Origin of the sequence: Sphingomonas jaspsi DSM 18422 (genome assembly GCF_000585415.1) — a bacterium.
Classification (GTDB): Bacteria; Pseudomonadota; Alphaproteobacteria; order Sphingomonadales; family Sphingomonadaceae; genus Sphingomicrobium; species Sphingomicrobium jaspsi.
In genome coordinates this window covers 257,498-283,666 of record NZ_KK073876.1, presented here as the reverse complement: position 1 = coordinate 283,666, position 26,169 = coordinate 257,498, and the positions used below count along the sequence as shown (strand labels likewise).

General features: G+C 65.6%; 25 protein-coding genes. 13 read left to right on the top strand and 12 right to left on the bottom strand.

Features of this window, described 5'->3' with window-relative positions:
- Position 1 precedes the first annotated feature (1 nt).
- The 4 genes from G570_RS01410 to G570_RS01395 are packed head-to-tail and all read right to left on the bottom strand — an operon-like array spanning position 2 to position 4,265.
- Positions 2–994, bottom strand: a complete 993-nt coding sequence (locus G570_RS01410; protein WP_037498367.1) for a chorismate synthase — start codon at positions 992–994, stop codon at positions 2–4.
- The gene (gene aroA / locus G570_RS01405; protein ID WP_037498365.1) at positions 991–2,286 is read right to left on the bottom strand and encodes a 3-phosphoshikimate 1-carboxyvinyltransferase; all 1,296 of its coding nucleotides are present in this window, start codon (positions 2,284–2,286) and stop codon (positions 991–993) included. The genes G570_RS01410 and aroA overlap by 4 nt, the downstream gene beginning before the upstream one ends.
- Positions 2,283–3,476, bottom strand: a complete 1,194-nt coding sequence (locus G570_RS01400; RefSeq protein ID WP_051503923.1) for a 3-deoxy-7-phosphoheptulonate synthase — start codon at positions 3,474–3,476, stop codon at positions 2,283–2,285. Before G570_RS01400 ends, aroA begins: the two co-directional genes overlap by 4 nt.
- A 33-nt stretch (positions 3,477–3,509) precedes the next feature.
- Entirely contained in the window at positions 3,510–4,265 is a 756-nt protein-coding gene (locus G570_RS01395; RefSeq protein ID WP_037498362.1) for an inositol monophosphatase family protein, read from the bottom strand.
- 64 nt (positions 4,266–4,329) lie between these two features.
- On the opposite strand from G570_RS01395, the gene G570_RS01390 reads away from it, so the two are divergent.
- A complete protein-coding gene (locus G570_RS01390; protein WP_037498360.1) occupies positions 4,330–5,502 on the top strand; it encodes a BaiN/RdsA family NAD(P)/FAD-dependent oxidoreductase in 1,173 nt (390 codons plus the stop codon).
- Between the two features lie 29 nt (positions 5,503–5,531).
- Positions 5,532–6,320, top strand: coding sequence for a class I mannose-6-phosphate isomerase (locus G570_RS01385; protein WP_051503922.1), 789 nt, complete (start codon positions 5,532–5,534; stop codon positions 6,318–6,320).
- Here G570_RS01385 and G570_RS01380 read toward each other — a convergent pair.
- The 3 genes from G570_RS01380 to serS are packed head-to-tail and all read right to left on the bottom strand — an operon-like array spanning position 6,282 to position 9,002.
- Positions 6,282–7,043 carry an alpha/beta hydrolase family protein gene (locus G570_RS01380; protein ID WP_051503921.1) on the bottom strand — a complete coding sequence of 254 codons (762 nt, stop codon included), beginning with the start codon at positions 7,041–7,043 and terminating at the stop codon, positions 6,282–6,284. The two genes, G570_RS01385 and G570_RS01380, sit on opposite strands and share 39 nt — an antisense overlap.
- A 4-nt stretch (positions 7,044–7,047) precedes the next feature.
- A complete protein-coding gene (locus tag G570_RS01375) occupies positions 7,048–7,743 on the bottom strand; it encodes an esterase/lipase family protein (protein ID WP_051503920.1) in 696 nt (231 codons plus the stop codon).
- Entirely contained in the window at positions 7,740–9,002 is a 1,263-nt protein-coding gene (gene serS, locus G570_RS01370; protein WP_037498355.1) for a serine--tRNA ligase, read from the bottom strand. The genes G570_RS01375 and serS overlap by 4 nt, the downstream gene beginning before the upstream one ends.
- A 97-nt stretch (positions 9,003–9,099) precedes the next feature.
- Here serS and G570_RS01365 point away from each other — a divergent pair, with 97 nt between their 5' ends.
- The 5 genes from G570_RS01365 (at position 9,100) to yghU (ending at position 15,405) form a co-directional block, all read left to right on the top strand.
- Entirely contained in the window at positions 9,100–10,053 is a 954-nt protein-coding gene (locus tag G570_RS01365) for a DUF808 domain-containing protein (protein WP_051503919.1), read from the top strand.
- Positions 10,053–10,415 (top strand): fluoride efflux transporter CrcB, encoded by a 363-nt coding sequence (crcB, locus tag G570_RS01360; RefSeq protein ID WP_037498353.1) that lies wholly within the window; start codon positions 10,053–10,055, stop codon positions 10,413–10,415. The genes G570_RS01365 and crcB overlap by 1 nt, the downstream gene beginning before the upstream one ends.
- A 58-nt stretch (positions 10,416–10,473) precedes the next feature.
- Positions 10,474–10,896, top strand: a complete 423-nt coding sequence (locus tag G570_RS01355) for a hypothetical protein (protein ID WP_037498350.1) — start codon at positions 10,474–10,476, stop codon at positions 10,894–10,896.
- A 3-nt stretch (positions 10,897–10,899) separates the two neighbouring features.
- Positions 10,900–14,451: a DUF4132 domain-containing protein gene (locus G570_RS12985; RefSeq protein WP_051503918.1), complete on the top strand. Its 3,552-nt coding sequence runs from the start codon at positions 10,900–10,902 to the stop codon at positions 14,449–14,451.
- Positions 14,452–14,532: 81 nt separating this feature from the next.
- Positions 14,533–15,405 carry a glutathione-dependent disulfide-bond oxidoreductase gene (gene yghU, locus G570_RS01345; protein ID WP_037498349.1) on the top strand — a complete coding sequence of 291 codons (873 nt, stop codon included), beginning with the start codon at positions 14,533–14,535 and terminating at the stop codon, positions 15,403–15,405.
- A gap of 1 nt (position 15,406) precedes the next feature.
- Here yghU and G570_RS01340 read toward each other — a convergent pair whose 3' ends face one another.
- The gene (locus G570_RS01340) at positions 15,407–15,898 is read right to left on the bottom strand and encodes a YidH family protein (protein ID WP_084607418.1); all 492 of its coding nucleotides are present in this window, start codon (positions 15,896–15,898) and stop codon (positions 15,407–15,409) included.
- 64 nt (positions 15,899–15,962) lie between these two features.
- On the opposite strand from G570_RS01340, the gene G570_RS13550 reads away from it, so the two are divergent.
- From G570_RS13550 to G570_RS12980, 4 genes are read left to right on the top strand one after another with little or no spacing between them, the layout of a single operon-like run.
- Positions 15,963–16,160 carry a hypothetical protein gene (locus G570_RS13550; protein ID WP_156930277.1) on the top strand — a complete coding sequence of 66 codons (198 nt, stop codon included), beginning with the start codon at positions 15,963–15,965 and terminating at the stop codon, positions 16,158–16,160.
- Entirely contained in the window at positions 16,120–17,079 is a 960-nt protein-coding gene (locus G570_RS01335; protein ID WP_037498346.1) for a hypothetical protein, read from the top strand. Before G570_RS13550 ends, G570_RS01335 begins: the two co-directional genes overlap by 41 nt.
- Before the next feature lie 56 nt (positions 17,080–17,135).
- Positions 17,136–17,411 (top strand): hypothetical protein, encoded by a 276-nt coding sequence (locus G570_RS01330; protein WP_037498344.1) that lies wholly within the window; start codon positions 17,136–17,138, stop codon positions 17,409–17,411.
- A gap of 2 nt (positions 17,412–17,413) precedes the next feature.
- Positions 17,414–17,755 carry a hypothetical protein gene (locus G570_RS12980; protein WP_051503917.1) on the top strand — a complete coding sequence of 114 codons (342 nt, stop codon included), beginning with the start codon at positions 17,414–17,416 and terminating at the stop codon, positions 17,753–17,755.
- 66 nt (positions 17,756–17,821) lie between these two features.
- On the opposite strand, the gene G570_RS01320 is transcribed toward G570_RS12980, so the two are convergent.
- The 4 genes from G570_RS01320 to lepA form a co-directional block, all read right to left on the bottom strand.
- Positions 17,822–18,529, bottom strand: a complete 708-nt coding sequence (locus G570_RS01320; protein ID WP_084607728.1) for a thermonuclease family protein — start codon at positions 18,527–18,529, stop codon at positions 17,822–17,824.
- Positions 18,529–19,035, bottom strand: coding sequence for a hypothetical protein (locus G570_RS13545; protein WP_156930276.1), 507 nt, complete (start codon positions 19,033–19,035; stop codon positions 18,529–18,531). The genes G570_RS01320 and G570_RS13545 overlap by 1 nt, the downstream gene beginning before the upstream one ends.
- Positions 19,032–19,877: a hypothetical protein gene (locus G570_RS13540; RefSeq protein WP_156930275.1), complete on the bottom strand. Its 846-nt coding sequence runs from the start codon at positions 19,875–19,877 to the stop codon at positions 19,032–19,034. Before G570_RS13540 ends, G570_RS13545 begins: the two co-directional genes overlap by 4 nt.
- A gap of 419 nt (positions 19,878–20,296) precedes the next feature.
- Positions 20,297–22,120: a translation elongation factor 4 gene (lepA, locus tag G570_RS01315; RefSeq protein ID WP_037498339.1), complete on the bottom strand. Its 1,824-nt coding sequence runs from the start codon at positions 22,118–22,120 to the stop codon at positions 20,297–20,299.
- A 266-nt stretch (positions 22,121–22,386) separates the two neighbouring features.
- Between lepA and G570_RS01310 the strand changes: the two genes are divergently transcribed.
- Both G570_RS01310 and G570_RS01305 read left to right on the top strand, forming a co-directional pair.
- The gene (locus G570_RS01310; protein ID WP_051503915.1) at positions 22,387–23,178 is read left to right on the top strand and encodes a CsgG/HfaB family protein; all 792 of its coding nucleotides are present in this window, start codon (positions 22,387–22,389) and stop codon (positions 23,176–23,178) included.
- A gap of 137 nt (positions 23,179–23,315) precedes the next feature.
- A complete protein-coding gene (locus G570_RS01305; RefSeq protein ID WP_051503914.1) occupies positions 23,316–26,168 on the top strand; it encodes a M16 family metallopeptidase in 2,853 nt (950 codons plus the stop codon).
- Position 26,169 lies beyond the last annotated feature (1 nt).

Genomic DNA, 26,169 nt, shown 5'->3' with positions numbered 1-26,169 from the left:
CTCACCCTCCACATTGGCCGCGGTGCAGCAACTTATGATCGGCCAGCACCAGCGCCATCATCGCTTCGACCACCGGGGCACCGCGCAAGCCCACGCACGGGTCGTGGCGACCGTGGGTCACCGCATCGACCTCTTCGCCCGCCGCATTGATCGACGCCACCGGCTTGCGGATCGAACTGGTCGGCTTGAACGCAACGCGCACGACGATCGGCTGACCCGTCGAAATCCCGCCCGCGATGCCTCCGGCGTGGTTGGCCTCGAACGTGCCGCCGCTGCGCATCGCATCGGCATTTTCGCTGCCCTTCAGCCGCGCTGCGTCGAACCCGTCGCCGATCTCGACGCCCTTGACCGCGTTGATGCCCATGCAGGCCGCGGCCAGGTCAGCGTCGAGCTTGGCATAGATGGGCGCGCCCCATCCGGCCGGAACGCCGGTCGCCGTGCATTCGATCATCGCGCCCAGACTGTCGCCCTCGGTCCGTGCGGCGTCGAGCATCGCTTCCCAGCGCGCCGCGTCGGCCTCGCCGCCGACCTCGACCACGCGCGCCTCGATCGTCACTTCGGGGATGACCAGCCGCGCCACCGCGCCGCCCGCCACGCGCATGGCGGTCTCGCGTGCCGACGATCGACCGCCCCCGCGCGGATCGCGCAGGCCATATTTGCGGTCGTAGGCATAGTCGGCATGGCCGGGGCGATAAGCCGCGTCCTTGGGATAATCTTTCGATCGCTGGTCGACATTCTCGATCATCATCCCGATCGGCGTACCGGTCGTGCGGCCCTCATAGACGCCGGACAGGATGCGAACCTGGTCCGGCTCCTGCCGTGGCGAGACGTTCTTCGACGTCCCCGGTCGGCGCAGGTCGAGGTAGCGCTGCACCCGCGCCTCGTCGAGGTCGATGCCCGGCGGGCAACCGTCGAGGACGCAGCCGATGGCGGGCCCGTGGCTCTCGCCCCAGGTGGTCAGGCGCAGCAGATGGCCGAAGCTGTTGACGCTCATGCGATGTCCGCTCCCAATCCTTGCATCAACTCGACATAGCCCGGAAAGCTGGTCGCGATCATCTCCGGCTCGTCGACGCTCACCGGCTGTTCGCTGGCAAGGCCCAGCGTCAGGAAGGCCATGGCGATACGGTGATCGCCGTGGGTGGTGACATTGGCGCCGCCGCGCACCGATCCGCGACCGAAGATGCGCAGCGCATCGCCGTCAGCCAGCGCGGCCACGCCGCACGCCGTCAGCCCTGCCACCACCGCGCCCAGCCGGTCGCTTTCCTTGACCCGCAGTTCGGCCAGCCCCTCGATCACGCTTTCGCCCTCGGCATAGGCGCAGGCGACCGCCAGGATCGGGATTTCGTCGATCATCGCGGGGACCTGCTCGGCCGTCACGTGGCAGGGCCGCAGCGCCGACGCGCGAACCCGGATGTCGGCGACGATTTCGCCCGACTGCAGCCGTTCGTTCGACAGCTCCATCTCGGCCCCCATCCGCTCCAGCGTCTCATAGACACCGGTGCGCAGCGGATTGACCAGCACGCCGGTCGCGGTGACGTCCGATCCGGCAACGATCGCGGCGGCGACCAGCGGGAAGGCGGCGGAGGAGGGGTCGCTGCCGACCGCGATCTTGCAGCCGCTCAGCGCCCGATGTTCGCCCAGCGTCGTCACCCAGCCGGCTTCGGTATCGTCGACGCTGACGGGGCAGCCGAAGCGCGACAGCATGATTTCGCTATGATCGCGGCTCGGCACCGGTTCGGTGATGCGCACCGCGGCACCCGACTCCAGCCCGGCCAGCAGCAGCGCCGATTTGACCTGCGCTGATGCGGGCACGTTGCGATGGTCGATGCCGCCCAGCCGCGTGCCATGGATGGTGATCGGCAGGGTATCGCCGCCCTCGATCTTCGCGCCCATCCGTTCCAGCAGCCCGGTCACCCGCCGCATCGGCCGCTTCGACAGGCTCTCGTCGCCGGTGAAGGTGGCGGTGACGCCGTCCATGCCCGCAACCGCGCCCATCAGCAGGCGGACCGCCGTACCGCTATTGCCGCAATCGACCGGCCCGGCCGGCGATTGCCAAGGCCCGCCGACCACGCGCCATTCGCCCGGACCCGTCCGCTCGACCGTCGCGCCGAATGCCGCGACCGCGCGCGCCGTCGCCAGCACGTCTTCGCTCTCCAGCAGTCCGCTGATCTGCGTCTCGCCCGCCGCCATCGCGCCGAAGATGAGGGCGCGGTGCGAACAGCTTTTGTCGCCGGGAACCGACACAGTTCCGCACAGCGGATCGCCGCGCTTTGACGTCAGGCTCACGACAGCAGCTCCGCGACATGGCCGGCAAGGTCGACCGCCTGCTGCGCGTTCAGTCGCGGATCGCACGCGGTCAGCCAATTCTTGTCCAGTTCCTCGACCGACGCCGGGCCGCGGCCGCCGATACATTCCGTCACGTCCAATGCGCTCATCTCCAGATGGATACCTCCCGGGTGGACGTCCTCCGCCCGGGCGATCGCGAAGAAACGGTCGATCTCGCCCAGGATATCGGACAGCCGCCGCACCTTGCGCGTCCCGGCTATCGCCGTGTTGCCGTGCATCGGGTCGCTCGTCCACACCACCTTGCGCCCCGCCGCGCGCATCGCGCGCATCAGCGGCGCCAGCGCCTCTTCGATCGCCTTCACCCCGAACCGCCCGATTAGCACCAGCTTGCCGGGCCGATTGGCCGGGTCGAGCCGATCGGCCAGTGCCAGCAGCGCGTCGGCGGTCATCGTAGGGCCGACCTTCACCCCGACGACATTTTCGATGCCCCGCAGATATTCGACATGGGCACCGCCCAGCTGGCGAGTCCGGTCGCCCAGCCACAACATATGCCCCGACGTCGCCCACCAGCGCCCGTGCGGGTCGCGGCGGGTCAGTGCCTCTTCGTAGGGCAGCAGCAGCGCCTCATGGCTCGTGCGGATGGGATCGCCGCTGGCGGTGGCGGCGGCAAGGCTGGCGGCGGTGCCGACCGACTGCATGTGCGCGCGGACCATCCGCAGCGGGTCGGGGATACGGGCTAGCGCGTCGAAGGCGATGCCGTTGATGATGTCGCCGCGATAGGCGGGCAGCGTATCGCCGCCGTGCTGCTCGACCGGCGCACTTCGCGGCTTGGCGAACTGCCCCGCGATACGCGCGACCTGGACCAGCGGCCCGTCGACGACCGGCCCCAGCCGCTCGCCCATCGCATCGAACAATCCGACGATGCCGGCGACCTGCTGCGCAACCGGATCGTCGAAGCTTTCGGCGCAATCGCCGCCCTGCAACAGGAAGCCGCGACCCGCGGCCAGCCCGGCCATGGCGTCGCGCAATTGCTGGCAATCGTCGAACGCGACGACCGGGGCCGCCGCCGCCAGCCGCGCCTCGACCGCACGAAGGGCATCGCCGTCGGCGTAGGCCGGCATTTGCCGCGCCTCGCGCGTTCGCCAGCTTGCCGGGAACCAGCCGTCGTTCGATACCAGCGTCGCGCTCATCGCCAGATGCCCTAGACCCGTTCGGCGCCCGAGTCAGCCATTCAGCACCTCGACCGCCTGGTCGTAGAGCGATCGGCTGGCAGCCGCGACGATCCTGCCCGGCGCGAAGTCGCTGCCGCCCTGCCAGTCGCCGACATGGCCGCCCGCACCGCGCACCACCGCGATCAGCGCGTCATAATCGTGGCGCTTCAGGCTGTTTTCGACCACCAGGTCGATGTCGCCGGTCGCGACCCGGGCATAGGCCATGGCGTCGAGGCCGAAGCGGGTGACGCGGCTTGCCGAACGAACCCGTTCGAACGCGTCCCATTCGGGGCCGGCGAACAGGTGCGGATCGGTGGTCGACAGCCTTGCATCCGCCAGCGCCGTGCATCCGCTGCTGCGGACCCGTTCGCCGTTGCGCCGCGTCTCGCCGTCGATACCGACCAGCGTTTCGTTCAGTGCCGGCAGGTCGATCATCCCGCCGATATGCCGGTCGCCTTCCAGCAGGCCCACCAGCACCGCCCAGCTTGGCAGTCCGCACACCAGCGCGCGTGTCCCGTCGACCGGGTCCAGGCTCCACACCGTTGCCGCGCCCTCGCGGGTCCAGCCATATTCCTCGCCCCAGATGCCATGGTCGGGAAATGCGGCCTCGATCGCGCCGCGCAGCGCCCGTTCGGCGGCGCGGTCGGCTTCGGTGACCGGGTCGAACCCATGCTCCAGCTTGTTGTCGGCGACAAGGCCGCGCTCAAGCTCGGCCGCGATCGCAGCGCGAGCGACATCCGAAAGCGTGGCGAAAAAGGCGCGATCCATATGACGTCCAAAGCAGCCCCGCCTCTTGACCGCAAGCCTCCGCATCGCTTGGGCAGGGCGGACCATGCAGCGATATGACGTGATCATCCTTGGCGCAGGCGCCGCCGGCCTGATGGCCGCGCGGGTCGCCGGCCGGCGCGGTCGGCGCGTGCTGCTGGTCGATCATGCCGACCGGCCGGGCAAGAAAATCCTCATTTCCGGTGGCGGTCGCTGCAATTTCACCAACCTCCATTGCGCGCCCGATCGCTACATCAGCGCCAATCCCCATTTCATGAAGTCGGCGCTTGCCCGCTACACCCAGCATGACTTCATCGACCTGGTGACCCGCCACGGCATCGCCTTCCACGAAAAGACGTTGGGGCAATTGTTCTGCGACGGCTCCGCCCAGCAGATCGTCGACATGCTCTGGTCCGAATGCGCCGACGCTGGGGTCGATTTGTGGCTCGGCCATCCCGCCGACGTCAGCCGTGATGGGGACGGCTTTCGCATCGCCTGCGGCAATCGGCGGGCACAGGCCCCGCATTTCGCCCTCGCCACCGGCGGCCCGTCGATCCCCAAGATGGGCGCGACCGGCTTTGCCTATGAACTGGCCAAGGCCTGGGGACTGAAGCTGGTCGAACCCCGCCCGGCGCTGGTGCCGCTCACTCTGAAAGGAGAGGACGCGCTGTTCCGCGAACTGTCCGGCGTATCGACCGAGGTCGTCGCCAGCGCGACACGCGGCCCGCCGTTTCGCGAGGCCGCTTTGTTCACCCACAAGGGGCTCAGCGGCCCCGCCATCCTCCAGGCCAGCAGCTACTGGCGCAACGGCGAAACGGTCGTGACCGACCTGCTTCCGGGGGAGACGGCCGACCTGCTGGTCGAGGCGAAGCGCGCCGACCCGCGTGTCCCCGCCGCCAAATGGCTGGGCCTGCAGCTCCCCGCCCGCCTCGCCGATGCGCTGGCCGACTTATTAGGACTGGGCGGCCCGCTCGGAGCGCACGGCGACAAGGCGCTGCGAACCGCGGGCGAGCGGCTGAAGCGCTGGACCTTCACCCCGTCGGGCAGCGAAGGCTATGCCAAGGCCGAAGTGACCGTCGGCGGGATTTCGACCGCCGAACTGTCGTCGAAGACGATGGAAGCGAAGAAAGTCCCAGGCCTGTTCGTCATCGGCGAAGCGGTCGATGTTACCGGATGGCTCGGCGGCTATAATTTCCAATGGGCTTGGGCCAGCGGATTTGCCGCTGGAGAAGCTGTCTAAGTCGTCGCGGCTGTGCCATGGACGGTGGCATGCAAAAGCTTCCGACGCGTATCGTCGACAAACCCTGGGGCCGCACCGGCATCGACCCGAAATATGGCGTGGACCCCCGGCGCAAGATCGGCGAGCTGTGGTTCGAGGCCCCGCCCGGCCGGCCGCTCGACGTCATGGCCAAATATCTGTTCACGTCGGAACGGCTGTCGATCCAGGTCCACCCCGACGATAATACGGCGCGCGCGCACGGCCATCGCTGCGGCAAGGAAGAAGCGTGGCTGATCCTCCATGCCGAACCCGATGCCGAACTTGGCATCGGCACGGTCCGGCCGGTCCCGACCGACGAATTGCTGGCAGCAGCCAACGACGGCACCATCGTCGACCTCATCGACTGGCGTCGTCCCCGGACTGGCGATTTCATCGTCAATCCGGCGCGGACCGTCCATGCACTGGGGGCGGGCCTTACCGTGCTGGAAGTCCAGCAGGCGATCGACCTGACCTGCCGGATTTACGATTACGGCCGCCCGCGCGACCTGCATCATGAAGAGGCGGGCGATGCCTGCGATGCGAAGCCGCACATCCATCCGCTTGATGGCCCGCTCGGCGATGCCAGTCGGGTCCTGATCGACGGCGACCATTTCGGCGTGGCGTGGTGCGTGGGCGCGGCGCCGCCGATCCCTTCGCATGCCCGCGACATCCAGCTGCTGCCGATCGACGCGCCGATCGGCGATCTGGCTGAAGGCGAATGCGCGCTGGTCAGCGCCGAAGAAGCTGCGGCTCTGTCGTCTTCAGGCCGCTTCGTCCTGGCCTGGAGCGTGCCCGCCTAGCTGCGGCGGCGCACCTTCCTGTTCGGACAGGAACAGCCGGATCTCGCGCCCGATCCGCGACAGGGCCGCGCGACTGACGACGAAGCCCATATGGGTGGTGTCGATTTCGACCGCCTTGTCGCGCTCGCCGTCCAGGCCGCGCGCCGATCGCACCGATACGATGCCGTCGCGCTTCGACCACAACGCCAGCGTCGGCACCGGCGGCTTGTCGGTGATGCGCGGGAAGGGGGGCTGGTCGACCGGGTGGCCGGCCACCCATTCATACACCGCGCGGACATTGGTGTTGCTCTTGAGATCGCCCGAAAAGGGGGAGCCTAGCGTCACCACCGCCCGCACCATCTCGGGGTGGGCCCGCGCCAGTTCGCGCGCGAACAGTCCGCCCAGACTCCACCCGACCAGCAGCACCTTGCGATGGTCGTGGACCGCGTCGAGACGGTGTTTCAGGCGGACCAGCGTGTCTTCCTTGGCGCCGGTGTTCCAGCCCATCTCCCACGGATAGACCCGCCACCCCTCGCGGGCGAGCGCGCGGCGCAGGTCCATCGTCGTGCGGTCGGTGGCCAGGAAACCCGGGACGACCAGCGCCGGCGGCCCTCCTTCCGGCCCGCGCGGGCCCAATGGACCCAGCCCGGCCAGGAAGCGCGGCAGGTGCCACAGCATTTCCTGCAGGCGCAGGCGGGTCGACGGTGCGCGGTCGTCGGGGTCGAAGTCGTGGCCAACGGGCATGGACTCAATGATCGGCGGCGCGGACGAAATTTTCAATGATGGGAATGATCCGGTCGACGGCGCGGCGCTGGGTCGCCATCGCCATATGCGCCGCGTCGACCTCAACCGACCGGTCGCATTCGCCCGCGATCCCGCTTGCCGCGCGCTCGGCGACTATCCCGTCCCGCCGCGACCATATCGCCAGCGTCGGCACCGGCGGCTTGTCGGCGAAATGCTCGATCGGCGGCGCGTCGACGCTGTGCCCGGCCACCGCTTCGTACAACCGCCAGGCATTGTTGGCACGGCGGTCGCTGCCGCCGAACGGCGATCCCAGCGTCACGACATGGCTGACCCTGTCGGGAAAGCTGCGGGCGGTTTCGCGCGCGAACAATCCGCCCAGGCTCCAGCCCACCAGCAGGATCGGACGGCCGTCGCGCACCGCGTCGATCCGCTCGCCGATCTCCTCGATCAGCCCGGCGCGCGCGCCGCGGTTGAAGCCCAGGCCCCAGCCATGGGTGCGCCATCCCGCTTCGCCCATCCCCTGCCGCAAGGGGCGGGTCAGCGGGTCGGTCGCCATGAAACCGGGGATAACTATTGCCGGCGCCGCGCCCGGTTCACCCTCGGGCGCAATGCTCGCGAAGGAATGCCGCACCACGTTGGGCACGTGCAGCAATTCGCCGAGGAAAAGGCCCAGCCGCGGCGGAGCGGCCGACAGGCTCACAGATATTCGTCCCCGCCCATCAGCTCGCGCATCGCCTTGGGCAGGCGCACCCGCCCATCCGCGGTCTGGTGATTCTCCAGCAGCGGGACGAGGATGCGGGGGCTCGCCAGCGCGGTGTTGTTGAGCGTGTGGGCGAAGCGCACCTTGCCCTCGGCGTCGCGGTAACGAAGGTTGGCGCGACGCGCCTGCCAGTCGTGCAACGTCGAACAGCTGTGCGTCTCGCGATATTTGTTCAGCGACGGCACCCAGCTTTCGATATCGTTCATGCGATATTTGCCCAGCCCCATGTCACCGGTCGATGTCTCGATCACCTGGTAGGGGATTTCGAGGTCCTGCAGCAGGCTCTCGGCCAGCCCCAGCAGCTTGGCGTGCCACTCGGCGCTGACTGCCTCGTCGGCCTCGCACATCACCCATTGCTCGACCTTCAGGAACTGGTGGACACGCAGCAGCCCGCGCACGTCCTTGCCCGCGCTCCCCGCTTCGCGGCGGAAGCAGGGCGAATAGCCGGCATAGGTGATCGGCATCTTCGACCATTCGACGATCTCGCCCGAATGGAGGCTGGTCAGCGCGACCTCTGCCGTGCCGGCCAGGTAGGCGTCGTCGTTGGGCAGGGCATAGGTTTCCTCGACATGGCCCGGGAACTGGCCTTGGTTCAGGAAGGCCTGCTCGCGTGCGATGGCGGGAACGGTGATGGCGGTGAAACCGGCCGCCGCGATCTTGTCCATCGCATAGGCCATCAGCTTCATCTCGAGGATCGCGAGCCGACCCTTCAGGCAATAGGTGCGGCTGCCCGACACCTGCACGATGCGGCTCAGATCCGCCCAGTCGTTCTTTTCGATCAGCGCGACATGGTCGAGCGGTTCGAAGTCGAACTGCGGCACGTCGCCTTCGGTGCGAATGACCGTGTTGAAGGTTTCGTCCGGCCCGACCGGCGCGCCGTCCCACGGCACGCCCGGCATCTTCAGCATGATCTCGCGGATGGCCGCCGACTTGGTTTCCAGCTCGCCTTCCAGTTCGCCCGCTTTCGCGCCCGCAGCCTTGGCCTCAGTGCCCAGCGCAGCCTTTTCCGCGGGCGAGGCGTCCTTGAACTTGGCGCTGATGGCGTTGCGGCTGGCGCGCAGCGTGTCGATCTGGGTCTTGAGCGCGCGGCTTTCGCTATCGAGCGCCAGCAGCGCGTCGAGATCGACGCTCACGCCCTTGTCGCGGATGGCGCGCTCGACATCGGCGCGGTTCGACTTGATGAAATCCATGGACAGCATGGCCAAAAGCCCTGCGTCAATCGCGCGCCTTAGGCAAGACTGTTGGCAGGAACCCGGGCCTGCCCTAACGCATTGGGGGGCGAACAAGGGGAAATTCATGCCATCCGGACTGATTGCACTGCTCGACGATGTCGCGATGATCGCCAAGGCGGCGTCGGCCAGCCTCGACGATATCGCCGCCGCGACCGCCAAGGCGGGGTCGAAGGCGGCGGGCGTGGTGATCGACGATACGGCGGTGACGCCGCGCTACGTCCATGGCCTGACCCCCGACCGCGAACTGCCGATCATTTGGAAGATCACGCTCGGCTCGCTGCGCAACAAATTGCTGTTCCTGCTGCCGGCAGCGCTGCTGCTTACCGCCTTCGCGCCATGGGCCATCACGCCGATCCTGATGATCGGCGGCGCCTACCTTGCCTTCGAAGCGACCGAAAAGATCATCGAAGTGCTGTCGAACGACCATCATGAAGAGGCCGAACTGGCCGAAGCCGACACGCCCGAGGAACTGGAAAAGCGCCAGGTCGCGGGCGCCGTTCGCACGGACTTCATCCTGTCGGCGGAAATCATGGCGATCGCGCTGGCCAGTATCGAAGGCTATTCGCTCGCCCTTGAAGCCGCGGCGCTCGCCGTGGTCGCGATCGGCATCACCATCGGCGTCTACGGCACCGTCGCGCTGATCGTGAAACTTGACGATATCGGCCTTCACATCTGCCAGAAGCGGCAGGGCGCGATGGCCGCCTTCGGACGCGGGCTGCTCCATTTCGTGCCCAAGCTGCTCAAATTCCTGTCGACCGTCGGGGTGCTCGCCATGCTGTGGGTCGGCGGCGGCATCCTGCTCCACGGGATGGAAGAACTGGGTCTCGAAACGCTGCCCCACACCGTCCATGACGCCGCCGACAGCATCGCCGCGGGCTTCGGCCCCTTGGGCGGGCTGGTCGGGTGGCTGGCCAGTGCGATCGCCGCGTCGATCGTCGGTCTCCTGATCGGCATCGTCATCGTGATCGTCGTCCGCCAGTTCACCACCCACCCCGAAAATCTGGTGGTCGACGCCTGATGCACTGGCTGCTGGTTTTCCTCGGCGGCGGGCTGGGGGCCAGTCTGCGCCATGGCGTCAATCGCGCAACCCTGGCCTGGTTCGGCCCCGGTTTCCCGGTCGGCACGATCGGCGTCAACGTCATCGGCAGCTTCCTCATCGGGCTTTGTGCCGGCCTGTTCGCCGCGCACGGCACCGGCCAGCCCGCACGGCTGTTCCTGGTCACCGGCGTCCTCGGCGGGTTCACCACCTTTTCCGCCTTCAGCCTCGATGCGCTTACCCTCTGGCAGCGCGGCGAGACCATGACCGCCGCCTGCTACGTGCTCGGCAGCGTCGCGCTCAGTCTCGTCGCCATCTCGCTCGGGTTGATGCTCTCGCGCTAATGCGTTGACCAAATTGCAAGACTGACCGACTATCACCTCGCCGAAACGGGGGTGTTGTATGGCGTTGACGATGCAGCTGGCCGACGATCGGCTGGGCCAGGTCGAACCGGTCGGTCCGGTCACGTTCGACAAGGCGAGGATCACGGTCCGGGACCTGATCCGCGCGCGGGTCGAACTCGAAATCGAACGGGCCCGCGACCAAGATCGCTTCGCGCTCGGGGGGCTGGTTAAGCCCGGCGCGATCGAGACCGCGCTCAATGGCGAGCGCCCTTCCTTCGGCTTCGGCTCCTTGATGCCGCGCCGCGCGTCGCAACCAGGCGTCCTCGACCGGCTGGTGGCCGATGCCGAGGAAGGCTTCACCACCGCCCGCTATTATCTCCTGCTCGGCGACCGCCAGGCCGAACGGCTCGATGAGGTGATCGAGCTGGATCGCACGGGCGAAGCCACCTTCCTTCTCCTGACCCCGCTGCAGGGGGGCTGAGCCATGTTCGGTCGTCTGGTTCGCTCCGTCTTCGGCGGCAACGAAACCCCGCGCGAGTCGGGCGAAGCGCGGCTCGACGATGTGCTGGCCGTGCCCAGCCCGCCGCTCCGCGCCTTGTTCGAAGACCGCTATCGTGGCGCTGAGGCCTATCCCGCCGGCTGGCGTGACGAAAATCAGGCCATGTTCGACCGGGTTTTCGCCGGCGACCCGTTGCCGCTGTCGCTGGCGCTCGTCGCCCGGGCGGTGCTCATGAACCAGCTCAACCGCCGGTTGAACGACCACAGCACTCGCGCGCTACAGAATGTGTTCGACGCCGCGATGGAGGCAGGCCATGCGGCCAGCGTCGCCCGCCATGGCCCGAACCTTCCCATCGCCGACGACCAACTGCCGCTCCTGCTACAAGCCTGCGCGGTGCTCGTCCTCCAGGGCAAGCTTGAAACGCGCTATGGCCAGGGCCTCTGGCTGACCCCGATCGCCGCCGCGGCTGGCCGCAGCCGTTCGCCCGCCGTCCGCCGCGCGCTGCTGGGCATGTTCGACACCATCTTCACCGACATGGATTGGGTGAAGGACTGCCACTACGACCTCGCCACGCAGCTGCTCCCGGTCACTGGCCTGACTGCCGACGACATCCCGGCGCTGCGTCGCAGGCTGAACGCGACCGACCGGCTCGACGCCGTTCGCCAGCGAATCCTCGCCGACGCTGGCGAGCCGCTGGGGGCCGCCATCGGCACCGTCCTCGACGGAAATTTCTCCTGGCTCAACAATCTCAACGATGCGGCCAAACGTCCGCAATTCCGGGCGCTGTGCGACCTCGACCCCGCCGGACGCGGCGCTACCTTCACCAAGGCGCTGGACATTATCGGCAACCTGCCGCGCTACGGCGTGCAGAATTGGGAAGAGCTTGAACGGAAAAGCGACAAATATGCCGTCAAAACCCAGTACAGGAAGCATCTGTCCGCGTTTGGCCTGCTGCTCGGCGTGCTAGCGACGCGCAAGCTGGAATTGGCAGATCCTGATGCGACCGTCGCCCGCTTCGTCGACCTCATTCCCAACTTCTACTCCATCAACCACAAGTCGATCCTGAAGATGATCCTCGGCGTCGCGCGTGCCCATCCGCAGGGCAAGACCGTCGCCGCCCTGCGCGCCTTCAACGGCAATGTGCAGTTGCACAGCAGCTTCAAGGAATGGCTTCCGGACATCCAGGACCTGCTGCGCGAACTTCCTGCCTCCGCGCCGACCGCCGCGCCCGCAGCCATGCGACCGTCCGTCCCCACGACGGGCTTCGGTCGCAAGGGCGTGGCGCCGACGACCACCGGACAAAGCGTGCTGCCGGGCCTGCCGCCGATCGCGCTGCCCAAGTTCGCGATCGATCGCTATCGCTGCGGGTCGGAACTGGCCGTGCACTTCGACAATCTGTTCGATGCGCGCCTGTACGACCAGCCGCATCGCGATTTCCTCGCCAGGCTGGCGGCATTGTCGGACGGCATCGAAGCGACGTCGTCGGACGATCGCCGGGCACAGATTTCGGCGATCATTGCGCTGGCCGAACGGTCCGGCCTGACGCTGGAAGGTGACGTGGACCCGTCGCGGCGTGCCACCGCGCTCGCGCGGACGGCCGAAGTGGGCAAGGACTTCGATGCGCGGTTCCGCGTTTTCGCCCCCTTCGTGGCGGCCCATCCCGAACAGGCCCGGGCGCTTGGCAAGCTTGCCGCGCAGATCGCGACCAAAAGCGCGCCGCCGGCGAAATGGCTGGCAGACGCCAAGGCGGCGCTGGCCGGCATTTCGAATGAACAGCGCCTCGCGATGCTGACCGAATTGTCGAATACGCCCAGCCCGCTGGCCGGCTATGGCGGCGGCGAACAATATCTGCGGGCACTGCTGTACACGTCGGCCGACCTCGACCCCGCAATCCTTGGGCCGCGCCTCGCCGACTATGCCCTGAAGCGCTGCTATGTCACGCAGGCCGGGCACGGCATCCGCGCCGAAAAGCTCGGCAACGCTTGCCTGTGGACGCTCGCCGCGATGCCCGGCGGGGCGGGCGTGCCCTACCTCGCGCGGATCCTTGCGCGGACCAAATATCCCAAGATCCGCGCCAAGATCGACGAGAAGCTCAACGAAGCCGCCGCCGCCGCCGGCATCAGCCGCGGCGCGCTCGACGAGATGACCGTTCCGACCCACGACCTGTCGCCTGACGGCACGTGCGAAACCGCGCTCGGCGGTGGCACGGCGGTGCTCCGCGTCGATGGCGCGCGCAGCGTCGCGATCGACTGGTTCGGCGACAACGGCAAGCCGCTGAAGGCACCGTCGACGGCGATGAAGGCCGAGAAGGCGGCGCTCAAATCGGTTCGCGACGCGGCCAAGGAAATCGAATCCGATCTCGGTACGCAGGTCGTTCGTCTCCAGCGCATCTATCTCGACGACCGGTCGTGGTCCGACGGCGAATGGCGCGAACGCTATCTCGATCATCCGCTGATGCGTACGCTGGTCCGCCGCCTGATCTGGTCGGTCGAAATGGCCGACGGCAGTCGTCGCAGTGCGATGCCCGACGAAGCGGGCGAGGGGCTGCGCGATGCCACTGGCATGCCAGTGCCGACCGACGGTGCGACGATCCGGCTGTGGCATCCGATCGATGCTACGGTGGACGAGGTGATCGCCTGGCGCGACCGGCTCGAAACGCTCGAAATCGTCCAGCCGTTCGCCCAGGCATGGCGCGAAGTCTATGCGCTGACCGACGCCGAACGCACGACCCGCACCTATTCCAACCGCTGGGCGGCCCATATCCTGAAACAGCATCAGGCGATGACGCTGGCGCGGTTGAACGGCTGGCGCACGACCCACCGCATGTGGGTCGATGCACCCAATGACGAACCCTGGCACCTGATGATCCCGGCGCACGGGCTGGTCGCCGACTATTGGGTCGAAGGCGCTGGCGGCGACGATCCGGACGTCAGCGAAAGCGGCGCCTACACCTTCATCAACACCGACCGCGTCCAGTTCCACGCGATCCCGGACGGCGCCCGCGACAGTGCGCGCGGGCCGCAGCGCGACGTCGCGGTGCCGTTGGAAGACGTGCCGCCGGTCGTCTTTTCCGAAATCATGCGCCACGCCGACCTGCTCACGTCGGTCGCCTCGATTGCCGCCGATCCCAACTGGCTCGACCGCGGCGGGGACGCGGCGCACCCCAACCAGTGGGGCCAGCAGGCCGCGGACTATTGGACGCAGACCAACACCGCCGACCTCGCCGAATCCGGCAAGCGGCGGCGGGCCATGCTCGAACGCGTCATCCCGCGCCTCGCCATCGCGCCCAAGGTCGGCTTCGACGATCCCTACCTCACGGTCCAGGGCATGCGTCACAACTATCGCATCCACATGGGCTCGGGCGCCTGCTTCCGCGGCCAGCGCCATATCTGCATCGTGCCCAAGACGGCCGACGCCGGGGACCGGCTATGGCTGCCGTTCGAAGGCGACCGGACGCTGTCGATCATCCTGTCGAAGGCGATCCTGCTCGCCGCCGACGACAAGATCAGCGACCCCGTGATCCTGCGCCAGCTCTAGGCTCGGGCAACCCTTGTCGTCGGGGCGCAGCTTCCTATGTCGGTTGCCCGACGAAACTGATTGACGACAAGGACCCGCCCCATGGCCGACACCGAACCGCTCCCCAACCAGCCCGCCGACTACACCCCGCCGAAGGTCTGGACCTGGGACAAGCCTTCGGGCGGCCAGTTCGCTAGCATCAATCGCCCGATCGCCGGCGCGACCCATGACAAGGAATTGCCGGTCGGCGACCACCCGCTCCAGCTCTACAGCCTCGGCACGCCCAACGGGAAGAAAGTCACCATCCTGCTCGAAGAGCTGCTCGCCGCGGGCCATGCCGGCGCCGACTATGACGCCTGGTTCATCGACATCGGCAAGGGCGACCAGTTCGGCAGCGGCTTCGTCGACCTCAACCCCAATTCGAAGATCCCCGCGCTCCTCGACCGCACCGACCCTGCAAGGCCGCAGCGCGTGTTCGAAAGCGGCGCCATCCTTCTCTACCTCGCGGAAAAGTTCGGCGCCTTCCTGCCGACCGATCCCGCCGCCCGCACCGAAGCCCTGTCGTGGCTCTTCTGGCAAATGGGCAGCGCGCCCTTCCTCGGCGGCGGCTTCGGCCATTTCTACGCCTACGCCCCGTTCAAGATGCAATATCCGATCGACCGCTACGCGATGGAGGTGAAGCGCCAGTACGACGTGCTCGACCGCCGCCTCGCCGACAACCGCTACTTGGCGGGTGACGACTATAGCATCGCCGACATGGCGATCTTCCCCTGGTATGGCGGCGTGGCGCTGGGCCAGGCCTATGGCGACGCCGCGACCTTCCTCGACACCGCGAGCTACAGGAACGTCAATCGCTGGATCGAGGAGCTATCTGCCCGCCCCGCCGTCCAGCGCGGCAGCCGCGTCAACCTGAACCCGACCGACGCCCGCCCCGACCTGATCCGCGAACGCCACAGCGCGGCCGACCTCGACTAGCCTACCGCGTCCACAACCCGACCAGCACCGCCCCGGCGACCAGCACCAGGAACCCCGAAAAGCCGACCATGATCCAGGCCGGCAGCTTGCGGACGTCGGGCCGGGGCGGTGGCACCCCGGTATCGACCTCGCGCCATACCGCGGCGATGAAGCTGAACTGCGCGAACAGCACCAGCATCACCGACGTCGCAAAGGCGACCCATGTCGGCACCAGCCCTTTCAGCAGCGCGCCCGCGCCAACGCCCGACACCATCGCCGCAACCCCGGTCCGCATCCACGCCGCATAGGTCCGCTCCGCCGCCAGCACGGTACGGTCGGCGGCCAGCTCGGTCCGCCGGTCGGCGCTTTCTTCCTGCCGAAGCGCGCTGCTTTCCTGCCGCTTGACGCTCTTTTCTTGCCGTACGGTCGACGCCGCGACCGTCTCCTGCGTCGCCGCCACCTTGGCCTGCGTCTTATCGACCGCCTTGGCCGTCTGCGTCACCTCGTCGCCCATGCGCCCTCAACGCCCTTGTCTCCAAAACTTTCCTACTCGGCGATTTTCTGATCCACACTCGCGGATGAAGAAATCCGCCCTCGCCAATCCGCCCGCCCTGCCCGATGCCCTCCCCGTGCTCTGCGCCAAGTGCCGAGAGCCCGGCCGCATGGGGGAGGGCGACTTCTCCTACCTTGGCGAACTGCTCGCCTTCACCCCGGTCCCGCGCCGCCCCCACGTCAATGGATGGGAATTGGTGGCGCAGGTCATTCCGGGGGAATGACCGAGCAGCCAATGACAGCGCGTCCATTGCTCGCCAGTCCCCCGGACTGGCTCCGCTTGAACGCATCGCCGCCCTCGCCGTCACCGGCAGCCCCTCGCGCGCCGCCCGCGCCATCGGCAAGCATGCCTTCGGTGCCGAACAGCTGCGCACCGCGCGCGGCGGCCAGTCCTTCGCCGCTGCCTGGGACGCCGCCATCGAAATCTCGCGCGAACGCGAACTGGTCCACTTCTCCACCGGCCTCGCTAACCTTGCGCGGGAGGAGGAACGGCGCCTCGCCGCAATGGACATCGCCGTCCGCCCCGCCGGCCCGATCGTCAGCTGCGACGAGGAGGAAGAGGTGCGCGAAGCCACCGCCCGCATCCGCCTGCGCCTGACCAAGGCCCGCCGCCTGTTCCTGCTCCACATCGCCGGCGACGCGAAGAAGCGCCGCGCGTGGGAGGTGCTGGTCGGCAAGCCCGATTGGAAACGCGCCGAACGCGGCGACCCCCAGCCCGGCGACATCGACGAAGAAGAAATCATGGCCCTGCGCTTCATCGAACAGGGCATGCCCAACCTCGGCAAGCCCGACATGGTGGTCACCGCCGCCGCCGGCTTCCTGCCCGAAGTCACCGGCGGCCCCGACGCGATGCAGCCCTACCGCGACCTCGTCGGCGCCTTCGGCAAGAAAGCCGCCGACCTGACGCCAGAGGAGAAGAAGGTCGTCGCCGACTATGCCGATCTGTATCGCCAGAACGGCTGGCTGCAGCACAAGGACGGCAGCTGGTACCTCCCGCTCCTCGCCCCCGAAATGCGCCCGTCGATCCTGCAAAGCCGCAAAGCGCAGGCGAGTGATCGCCCGCGATCACGACCCAGCGCGAATAGACGGCGAATGCCGGCCAGCGGGTCGGCAAGGCCGAACCCGACTGACGTCACGAAGTGAGGGTCAACGATGCGCCAGCATCGTGAGAGCGAACGCAAGTGACGAAAGGACCCAACATGAAGAAAGAAACCCCGCCCAAGGTCGATCGCGCCACAAAGGGCCCGCGCCACGGCGACCCCCGCATCAGCGCGGAGGAGATGATAGCCCAAGCCCTGGTCGCCGCCGGCCTCCGCGCGCCGGGGGTGAGGACGTACGGTCTCAACAGCCCCGAAGCCCACCGCACCATGATCCCGCCCTACCCGGAACGCCCGACCGGCCCGAGGTCGCAGAGCGGGGAATATGTGTGGGGCGGCTATGAAAAGCTGCCATGGGGGGTGAAGCGGGAGGATTGAACTTGGCCGAAAACGCAGGCTTAAGGTTCTCCGCCATCGGGATCAGGCAGAAGTCCGGCGTCGCGCAGGGCCACAGCCAGAGCGGATTCGAACGTATCTGGACTACGCCGCTCGCGTCGCAAGGCCCGCTTCTCTGCTATCATCTTTCGCTCGCGGAGAAGTTGCTGAAAGTGGGCCTTGCCTTGCTCCTCTCGCCACAGTTTTGCGAGCTTAGGAATCAAGCGTTCTGTGGCTTTAATTTGCTTCCGCTTCGCCGCTTCAGCTTTCTTTTTGGCTTGCCGCCTAGCCTCAGCGGCAGCCTTTGCACCCGAACCACCCCTTACCGGCGCACGACCAATCTTTGACGTCGGGCCAATCAGCGTCCCGCCTCCATAATAGTGTCCCTTGCCCACAATTCCCCCGTTGAACGCTTACTGTGCTCTTGACCGACGATAGCCGGCAGCTCTGGCCTCGGCCTCCGTGCAAAACATCTGCTCGGCCCTCGTTTCGTTGTAATAGGGCATGCCGGGCAGATGGTAGATCAATTCCCCCCGGCGGCTATGATTGCCCTTGATTGAACAACCTCCGGTCCACCCTGAAGCCTGTGGCTTTGATCGGACGGGAGCGGTCGGTCGATTACGGACAACCCGTTCAACCGGGCGCGTCTCACCCCGATACTGCTGCGGGTTTTCAAAGTTCCCTGCCCAAATGCCACGCTTGCTGGCCTTGGCTGTCTCCTCGGCGCTGACATAGTCTGTCGAGTAGCGACGAAAGGCGATGGCATAGCCCCGCTGCACCATCGTCCGATTAACGTCCACCGTGCCGACCGAACATTGCGCAAGGGTGCGCTGATGCTGGTCCCTCCCCATCGGGTCGCAACGCACATCTCGGCCCGTCACCAAATCAGAAAGCTGCTTGGCGGCCTCCTGGCCACAAGCCCATTCCGCGCCACCCTTTTTGCAAGTCTGATCCCATTCGGGCGCGTCGATGCCGAACAGGCGAATTTCTGTGTCGCCGACGTGCAGGGAGTCGCCGTCCATGGCGCGGGCTATGCCGTAGATGGGGGCGGCGGTGGCGGACGTCAGGGCGACGAGTTGCGAAAGCAGGCATGTCGCGATGCCTGAAAATATTTTCCACATCAACGTCTGTAATCCAACAGAGTCAGCATGTTTGTGAAGTTTACCACTCCCCAACATTCGCGAAGCGATATACTAATTATAAAATACATCCAAAAACCGGATAATTTTCCATCCCAATGATTGTTGAATATCCTAATATTCAACCCGCCGGCAGACATAATGCATACATAAATTACCATGCAAATAATCGATAGAATAGCTAATTGGTAACCATACACGTAATCCTCGGCAGGTCGAAAATCGGTTATTAGTTTTTCTCTCAGCTCTCTATTTTGAAGAGCAGTTGAAGCCCGAGTTGTCCATGCCAAAGATAGGCCGACCAAAATCGAAGCCGCAGGAAAGAGTGCTTTTCCTGCGAACTCGTATGGGTCAGCATTAATGCTTGTTGTAGCAATCAAGCCGACTACAGCATGGAATAATAGACTTGGATTGACGATATTGCGAACGCCTGCCGGGGAATTATCTCCTCCCCTAAAAAGCCACTTCCAAAATGGCAGCACGCTCATCCCAATCTAGCATTTCTAACTCGATCGTACGCTTCACGCGTCGCCTCGAGCATTCGAAACAGCAATCCACGAGCATCATCGATTGCGACCGGTTCGCTGACAGGGTTGCCAGCGAGATGAATACGTTTCGTGCGAGCACAGGGTTCCGGTCTGACGTTTGCTGTGGCTGTTTCACCAACCGCAGCCACAGCCTGCGAAAGGTCAGTTAAGACCTGCCGGTCCAAGTCCTCTCCCTCCACTTCCACCTTGGTCCGCTCGCCCCCTGCTGCTTGTGTAAATTCCTCCGCCGGACGCTGTATCAACCGATTAACGTCGTGTGGGTTGGGGCGACTGGCATAAAAACTAAAGCGAGTAACTGCGCTTGCCGTCTGTAAGGCTTCAATGAAAGATGTGGGGTCGCGAACTGGATCAACAATGATTTTTGCGTTGGATTCGCGTGGAAAACGAGTGGCATTCAAAAGGGTCTGGAGCTTCGCCGCAATCTCAGTGGCATTTTGCGACACACCCGGTTTCCGGATGATGCCGCATGCCTGATGTCTCTGATCGAAAATGCCTAAGGTAAACGGAGCTCGCTTGGTTTCTTCTTCAAGGAAATCATGGGTCGTCTCATCGAACCGAGGAGAAGTGACCATCGCCGTACGACCCATCGCAAAGCCAACTGCGTCTTCTTTTTCTATCTCCTGAATGTTTCCGAGGTGCCATTCCGAGCCTCGCCCGACATCCGCCGTCGGCTTTGCCTTTATTGCTTGCGAGATGACTTCTACCGAATCCAGCTGTTTCGCTAGAAAGTCGGATTGCTCAAGCGGTTCACATTTCACACGCAGCACATGGATGAATACCATACCCCCTCCTTCATCCGAGCAGCGCAGTAGTTGGCAGCCAGACGGCTACAGGGCAATAGTCAGAAATATGGCGGGAGGGCCTTTCACCGATAGACCGGTCCACGTCCAAATTGGACGGTTCGAGATTCGAATATTTTGGGAAAGAAGAAATTTACGAAGTAGGGTCGTTAAGTCGAACGGGTTAGGCATTGCCTACCCTTCGGCCGGGCTTCGCCGTCTTTTTGTGCTACTTCCCGGTTTCTAGCGAAACCGCTCTTTTACGCTCGGCGGCTCAGCCTTCATTACCCATCCGCAGCGCTGTGATAAAGGCCTCCTGCGGAATGCTCACAGAGCCATACTCCCGCATCTTCGCTTTGCCCATGTCGGCTTCGGTCAGTCCCCCGGACTGACCTGCAGGCGCCATTCTGCTTTTCCAGCAGCTAGCTCTCGTCTCCCATCCTCAAAGCAGCAATGAAGGCTTCCTGGGGGATGGACACAGACCCATACTCCCTCATCTTAGCCTTACCCTTCTTCTGCTTCTCGAGCAGCTTGCGTTTCCGGGTCGCGTCGCCGCCGTAGCACTTCGCCGTCACGTCCTTGCGCATCGCGCTGATGGTTTCGCGGGCGATGACCTTGCCGCCGATGGCGGCCTGGATCGGGATTTTGAAGAGGTGGCGGGGGATGAGGTCTTTCAGCCGCTCGCACATGCCGCGGCCGCGGGCTTCGGCGGTGCCGCGGTGGACGATCATGCTCAGCGCGTCGACCGGCTCTTCATTGACCAGGATGCTCATCTTGACGAGGTCGCCCTCGCGGTACCCGATCTGCTCATAATCGAAGCTGGCATAGCCCTTCGAAATGCTCTTCAGCCGGTCGTAGAAATCGAACACCACTTCGTTGAGCGGCAGCTCATATTTCACCTGCGCGCGGCCGCCGACATAGGTCAGCTCTTTCTGGATGCCGCGGCGGTCCTGGCACAGCTTCAAAATGCCGCCCAGATATTCGTCGGGGGTGTAGATCGTCGCCATGATCCACGGCTCCTCGATGCTCTCGATCCGGTTGGGGTCGGGCATGTCGGCCGGGTTGTGCAGCTCGATCGTCTTGGCCTCCTCATTCTTCGAATGCGACAGGTGCATCCGGTACACCACCGACGGCGCGGTGGTGATGAGGTCGAGGTCATATTCGCGGATCAGCCGCTCCTGGATGATTTCCAGGTGTAACAGGCCAAGGAAGCCGCAGCGGAAGCCGAAGCCCAGCGCCGCGCTGGTTTCCACCTCGAAGCTGAACGAGGCGTCATTGAGCCGCAGCTTGTAAAGGCTTTCGCGCAGCTTTTCATATTCCGCCGCGTCGGTCGGGAACAGGCCGCAGAACACCACCGGCTGGACTTCCTTGAAGCCCGGCAACGGCGCGTCGGCGGGTTTCTTGACGTCGGTGATGGTGTCGCCGACCGCGGTCTGGCTGACTTCCTTGATCTGCGCGGTGATGAAGCCGATTTCGCCCGGGCCGAGCTCGGCCAGCTGCTCGATCTTCGGCGTGAAGCAGCCGACGCGGTCGACCAGATGCTGGGTGCCGGTCGCCATGAACTTGATCTGCTGGCCCTTCTTCAGCACCCCGTCCATCACGCGGACCAGAATGACGACGCCCAGGTACGGGTCGTACCAGCTGTCGACCAGCATGGCTTTCAGCGGCGCGGTGCGGTCCCCCTTGGGGTGGGGGATTTTGTCGACCACCGCCTGCAGCACTTCGTCGATGCCGATGCCCGACTTCGCCGACGCCAGCACCGCTTCCGACGCGTCGATGCCGATGATGTCCTCGATCTCGTGGCGCACCTTTTCGGGTTCGGCCGCGGGCAGGTCGATCTTGTTGATGACCGGCACGATCTCATGGTCGTGCTCGATCGATTGGTAGACGTTGGCCAGCGTTTGCGCTTCCACGCCCTGCGCCGCGTCGACCACCAGCAGCGCGCCTTCGCACGCGGCGAGGCTCCGGCTGACTTCATAGGCGAAGTCGACGTGGCCCGGCGTGTCCATCAGGTTCAGCGTATAGGTCTCGCCGTCCGAGGCCTTCCACTTCAGCCGCACGGTCTGCGCCTTGATGGTGATCCCGCGTTCCTGCTCAATCTCCATATTGTCCAGCATCTGCCCGCGCGTCATCTCGCGGTCGGTCAGGCCGCCGGTGCGCTGGATCAGCCGGTCCGCCAGCGTCGACTTGCCATGGTCGATATGGGCGATGATGCTGAAATTCCGGATCTTCGAAAGGTCTGTCAAGGCTTTGGTCTTTATGCTCGATAATGCAGGTTTGAGGCCCGCTAGCAGACCCAACCCCCTCTGTCAGCAACCAGCCCGATTTGAATTGGTCGTTGCACCCAGAAGGGCGGTTAGTGGACTATGGGTTTAATCCAAAGTTAACGCGTGTTATAAACGCGATGCGGTCGAAAGACCGTCGGGGGCTTGCGTTGAAATTGGACTCATCGCGCCGATGTGCGGGCGCGAGCCAGATGGTCTCCGCCATCATTTGGGAGGCGCGATTTTCCATGCTTAAGACCGTGATGCTTGCTGCAATCGGAACGACGCTTTTGGCGACCGGAAACCCGGCTGTGGCGAAGAAGCCTGACGAAAGCTCTGCACGCCAAGACCAGACGCGCGGCACCGCGGAGATCCCCGTTTGCACGCGCAGGCTGGGTACCATCGCCATCGTCGAGCCGGACAATCAATGGTGGCGCGAACTGAACCTCGGCAGCCCCGAGGCCATTCTCCGCGTCTTCGTGCAAAAGTCGGGCTGCTTCGGCTTGGTCAATCGCGGTCGGTCGATGCAGAGCCGCGCGATGGAGCGCGCACTGGCCGACCAGGGCGAACTGCAGGGTGGGTCCAACATCGGGAAAGGTCAGGTCAAGGCCGCCGACTATTTCCTTGAACCCAATATCGTCAGTTCCAACGCCAATTCGGGCGGTGGCGGCGTCGGTGCGGGGCTGGGCGGCGCGATCGGCGGCCTGTTTGGCGGTGCCGGACGCGTCATCGGCGGCATCGCCGGCGGCATCAATGTCAAGAAGGGCGAGGCCAACGTCACCCTGTCGATCGTCAATGCCCGCACGACCGAGGAAGAAGCGCTGGTCGAAGGCTATTTCCGCAAGCGCGACCTTAGCTGGGCCGGTGGCGGCGGCGCCTTTTGGGGCGGTGGCGTCGGCGGCATTGGCGCGACGGGCTACCAGAACACCGAAATCGGCCAGATCATCGTGCTCGCCTATCTTGATGCCTATAAAAAGCTGGTGACCCAGCTTGGCGGCCTGCCGGCCAATGCATCGGCGGCGGCGCCGCCTGCCCAATAGGCCTGCAGAAGGCCCGCGACGGCACGGCGGCACCCCCCGCCGTGCCGTTCGTCGATTGCCACCGGTCGTTGGTCGACCAGATTTGCATAATCCCGACTGAACCCTAAGGTCCGCGCCGGTCTTAGGGGAATGAAAACATGAGCTTATCCGTGCGCCGCCTTCCGATCCTTCTTGCCAGCGCGTCGCTGATCGCGGCCTGCGCGGCCAACCCGCCGGTCGATACAGCGATCGCACCGCCGCCGATCCCGGCCGAAGCGCCCGCCGTCCCGCCGGTCCCGGCCGCAGCGCCGGTCAGCGCGCTGGTCGACCAGGTGTCCATCCCGCACCAGCGCTTCACGCTGGACAACGGCCTCACCGTCCTCGTCCACGAAGACCGCAAGGCGCCGATCGTCGCCGTCAGCGTCTGGTACAATGTCGGGTCGAAGGACGAGCCCAAGGGCAAGACCGGCTTCGCGCACCTGTTCGAACATCTGATGTTCAACGGCAGCGAAAACCTGCCCGGCGACTATTTCGAATATCTTCAGAAGATCGGTGCCACCGGCTATAACGGCACCACCTGGTTCGACCGCACCAACTATTTCGAAAATGTCCCGACCGGCGCGCTCGAGCGCGCGCTGTACATGGAAAGCGACCGCATGGGCTACCTGCTCGGCGCGATCGACCAGACCAAGCTCAGCAACCAGATAGGGGTGGTGCAGAACGAAAAGCGGCAGGGCGACAATGCGCCCGGCGGCCTCGTCAGCTATGAAGTGCTGGCCAACCTGTTCCCGGACGGCCACCCCTACCAGCACGACACCATCGGTTCGATGGCCGACCTCGACAGCGCGACGCTGCGCGACGTGAAGCAGTGGTTCATCGACAAATATGGCCCGAATAATGCGGTCCTGGTGCTGGCCGGCGACATCAACGCCGCGGAGGCCCGCCCGCTGGTCGAAAAATATTTCGGTGCCATCAAGCGCGGTCCGGTCAATACCCCGGCGGCGGCCGATGTGCCGACGCTGGCGGCGTCGAAGTCGATCGTCATGAAAGACCGTGTCGCCGCCGTCCAGCTGCAGCGCCACTGGGCCGTGCCCGGGCTGCAGTCCGACCAGCTGCCGGCGATCGACCTCGGCACCTCGATCCTCGGCGGGCTTGCCAGCTCGCGCCTCGACCGCATCCTGGTGCGCGAGGAAAAACTGGCCGTTTCGGTCAGCGCCAACGTCCAGCCGTTCCAGCGCGTCAGCCTGCTGGAGATCGACGCGACCGTGAAGCCGGGGGTCGATCCGGCGCTGGTCGACAAGCGACTGGACGAAATCCTCGCCGACTACCTCGCCAACGGGCCGACCGAAGAAGAGGTGCAGCGCGCCGCGACCAGCGACGTCGCCGGCCGTATCCGCGGGCTCGAACAGGTCGGCGGCTTCGGCGGCAAAGCGGTTGCGCTGGCCGAAGGCGAAGTGTTCGTCGGCGACAGCGATTTCTATAAAAAATCGCTCGACCGCTATGCTGCCGCCACCCCGGCCCAGATCCGCTCGGTAATGCAGCAATGGCTCGGTCGCCCGGCGTTCAAGGTCACGCTCGAACCCGGCGAACGCCCGCCCTACACCGAAGCCAAGGGGGCGAAAACGGCCAGCGTCGATATCCCGAGCAAGAAGACGGTGCGCCCGATCCCGTCGGTATCCGACACGCCGCCGCTCGATTTTCCGACGGTGCAGCATGTGCGCCTGTCGAACGGGATTGCGGTCGATTATGCCCAGCGTGCCGCCGTCCCGCTGACCCAGCTCGCCCTGTCGTTCGACGCCGGCTACGCGGCCGACGCGCCGACCAAGCGCGGCCTGCAGAACCTGACGCTCAGCCTGCTCGACGAGGGTGCGGCGGGGCGCACGCCCCAGCAGATCGCCGAGGAAGGCGAGCGGCTCGGGCTGCAGCTGGCGGCAAACGGAAGTGCCGACCGCAGCGTCGTCACCATGGGGGCCTTGAGCGCCAATCTCGATCCGTCGCTGTCGCTGCTGGCCGACGTCGTCCAGCGGCCCGATTTCGCCCCGGCCGAGGTCGAACGGGTTCGCACCCAGACGCTGACCGCCATTGCACAGGCGAAGAAGGAACCCAATTCGATCGCCGCGCGCGCCCTGCCGCCGCTGCTGTTCGGCGCCGATCACCCCTACGCCACCACCAACGGCGGCGACGAAGCGGCGGTGAAGGCGATCAGCCGCGACGATCTGGTCGGCTTCCAGCAGGCGTGGCTGCGCCCCGACAATGCCAAGATCTATGTGGTGTCGGACCTGCCGCTGGCGGCGTTGATGCCGCAGCTGGAGCGCCATTTCGGTCAATGGGCCGCGCCGTCCGTGCCGAAGGGCGCCAAGACGTTCGTGGCGCCGCCGGCCCGTCCCGCCCGGTCGCGCATCGTGCTGATCGACCGTCCGGGATCGCCCCAGTCGGTCATCCTCGGCGGCCAGCTGGCCCCGGTCGACCCGCGCGGCGACGTCGTGCCGGTGAATGCAGGCAACGAAGTGTTCGGCGGCAACTTCCTGTCGCGCATCAACATGGACCTGCGCGAAACCAAGGGTTGGTCTTACGGGGTGCGCGCCGGCTTCGGCTACAACCTCAACGCCACATCGTTCACCGTCAACGCGCCGGTCCAGGCCGATCGTACCGGCGAATCGATCAAGGCGCTCGACAGCCAGCTCAGGGCCTTCCTCGGCGCCAAGGGCGCGACGCAGGAAGAAATCTCGCGCGCCATCACCAATAACGTCCTCGCCTTGCCGGGCCGGTTCGAAACGTCGGGCGCGGTGCTTTCGGCGATGATGAGCAACGACCTCTATGGCCGTCCGGACGATTATTACGAACAGCTCGACGGCAAGTATCGCGCCTTGACCCGCGCCAGCGCCGACGGCGCGTTCCGCAAGGCGGTGACGCCGGGCGGCTTCGTGTGGGTCGTCGTCGGCGACGCCGCCAAGGTGAAGCCGCAGCTCGCCAAGCTCGGCCTGCCGGTCGAAACGGTCGAAGCGAAGTAAA